This is a genomic window from Abditibacteriota bacterium (assembly GCA_017552965.1).
Taxonomy (GTDB): domain Bacteria; phylum Armatimonadota; class UBA5829; order UBA5829; family UBA5829; genus RGIG7931.
Map to the genome: position 1 here is coordinate 1 of JAFZNQ010000071.1, position 2,315 is coordinate 2,315.

2 protein-coding genes are annotated in these 2,315 nt (G+C 60.5%); both read right to left on the minus strand.

Going from position 1 to position 2,315, the window contains the following annotated elements; all coding sequences use genetic code 11:
- Positions 1-373: 373 nt before the first annotated feature.
- Positions 374-1,087, minus strand: a complete 714-nt coding sequence (locus IK083_06375; protein MBR4749177.1) for a PHP domain-containing protein — start codon at positions 1,085-1,087, stop codon at positions 374-376.
- Positions 1,084-1,926 carry a sel1 repeat family protein gene (locus IK083_06380; protein MBR4749178.1) on the minus strand — a complete coding sequence of 281 codons (843 nt, stop codon included), beginning with the start codon at positions 1,924-1,926 and terminating at the stop codon, positions 1,084-1,086. Before IK083_06380 ends, IK083_06375 begins: the two co-directional genes overlap by 4 nt.
- Positions 1,927-2,315 lie beyond the last annotated feature (389 nt).

Here is a 2,315-nt window from a genome sequence, read left to right on the forward strand (position 1 = left end):
ATGACGGGAGTGTTTTCCCCTGCCCCGCGATACGGCCCCCCCCAACGGCATAAATGCCGTCGGTCCCCCCGTAGATCTCTTACCGGTTTCGCTTACGCTCAACCGCCGAGATGACGCGGGTTGGGTGCTGCGCCGGGATGACGGGAGAGTGGAGCTTGAACGATCCTCCGCCGCGTGGACCCCCCAACGGCCTTCAGCCGTCGGTGCCCCCACAGATCTCCAACGCACAATAATGTGCGCTGGGATGACGGCGGAGGATCCGGGATGACGCGGGGTGTTGGCGGTGTCGCCGGGATGACGAGGGGAGGATCCGGGATGACGCGGGTTGGACGCTGCGCCGGGATGACGGCGGAAGAACGCCCTGCCGCCCGGGTCACTCTGCGGGGGTGAGTTTCTCCAAAAAAGGCTCGGCCCTGCGGGTCCTGACGGCCTCCAGCAGCTCTTCCACGGTGTCGCACCGCCTGTCCGTGGCCACGCCGGTCCTGCGCTCCCTGTCCGGGGTGTGGTTGTCGGACCCGGCCACGGGCAGCAGTCCGTATTCCCGGCAATACCACCGGGCCCTTTCGTTGCATTCGTCGGAGACGTGGCCGTTGTATATCTCCACCGCGTCCACTTCCCGGGGGCAGAGGATGATGCCGTGGGTCATGTACCACGCCTCCAGAAAGGGATGGGCGTGGATGATGAAGACGCCCGCCTCCCTCGCTTTTTTGAAAAGCTCGGTGTAGCGCAGGTCAAACAGGTCTTCGCTGTCCAGCATCCAGTCGCGGCTGACGTTCAAAAACACAAAGTCGTTGCCGGTGCAGGGGAGAAACCGGTCCGCACTTCTCCTGATGCTGTATTCCAGGCCGGGAAACACGCTCAGGCCGTATTTGCCGGCCTCCGCCGCGGCCTGCCCGGTCACTTCCCAGATGCGGTCCACCCGGTCCTTCCACGGGGCCCCCTCGGGGACGGCGGAGCTGCCGGTCAGGTGGTCAGTGACGCAAAAGCCCGCGTAGCCCATTTCGTGATAATAGGCCGCCATGTCCTTTACGGGCGAGCCGTCGCTGCCTTCTTTGGTGTGCATGTGCAGATCGTACAGATATTTCAAGGGCGTTGCTCCTTTACGGGGGCCTGCAGCAAGGCCTCCTGGGCTTTTATCTGGCCCTCCATGGCCCTGTCCAGGCTGGAGCGGTAAGACTCCTGTCCGTTTTCCACCATTTCCTCCAGATAGCACTGGGCCAGCCTGTAGCATTCCAGGGCCTCCCTGGCGTCGGCGGGGGTGCCCGAGCCGGAGTAATACATGTCGCCCAGCCGCAGATACACCGGGCCGGCGGCGTCTTGCCTGTCCTCGTCGGACATGAGCAGGAGGCAGCGCTTGTAGATCAAAAAGGCCGTATTCTTGTCCATGTCCACATGGTAGCCGTTGCGGTACATGTCGCCTATCTTGTAGGTGGACACCGGCTCTCCCAAAAAAGCGCCGATGGAAAACCATTTGAAAGCCTTTTCGTAGTCCTGCTCCACTCCGTTGCCGTAGTAGTAGCAATAGCCCAGATTTTCCCGGGCAACGCTGCTGCCGAGCCGGGCGCCCTTGATGTACCACAATATGCCGGTTTTGCAGTTTTTTTCAAATCCACGGGCGCCGTTGTAATAATGGGCCCCCAGATTGTTGGCGGAAGCGCCGGCGTCCTCGTTGACTTCGCACTTCATGGCGTCAAAATACATATCCTTCACCAGATCTCTCAGATCGTAGGGAAAGATCTTTGGCAGGTCGCACTCATACATCAGCTCGTCGGCCACCTCGCCCAGGTCGTCGGGCAATCGGACCGAGCCGTCCAATATGGCGTCCAGCACCTCGGCAGTTTCCGGGTATTCCGCGCGGTCCAGCCTGTCGGCCACCCGCTTTACCTTCTTCATATTCACGTGAAATACTATCGCGCTCTTTCTCATGCTCTTTCTCCTTTATAAAATCATGCTATAATGTGGGGAACACTCGTCATCACGGCAGGACCCCTCGACCAAAGCCCGGGCATATTGTCCCGTTCAATAATAACGTCATCTCGGCGGTGAGGGTTCCTCATACCCTCACCCTCGGGGCCCCCGAAAAATCACAGATTTTTTGGGGTGAGGTTCGAGATCCCCTGTCACAAAGACGCGAGTGACCGCAACCATCAGGCCCAACGGGACAAAGCCCCGATCCCGCGTCATCCCGGCCAAAACGGCAACATATCAAACGCAGAGCGTTTGGCCGTTTTGGGGAAGGGACCTCGGGAGGGGCCCGGCTGCCTCTTCATTGCTCTGTCGGAGACAGAGAAGGCAGACGGGAAGGACCCGGCCCA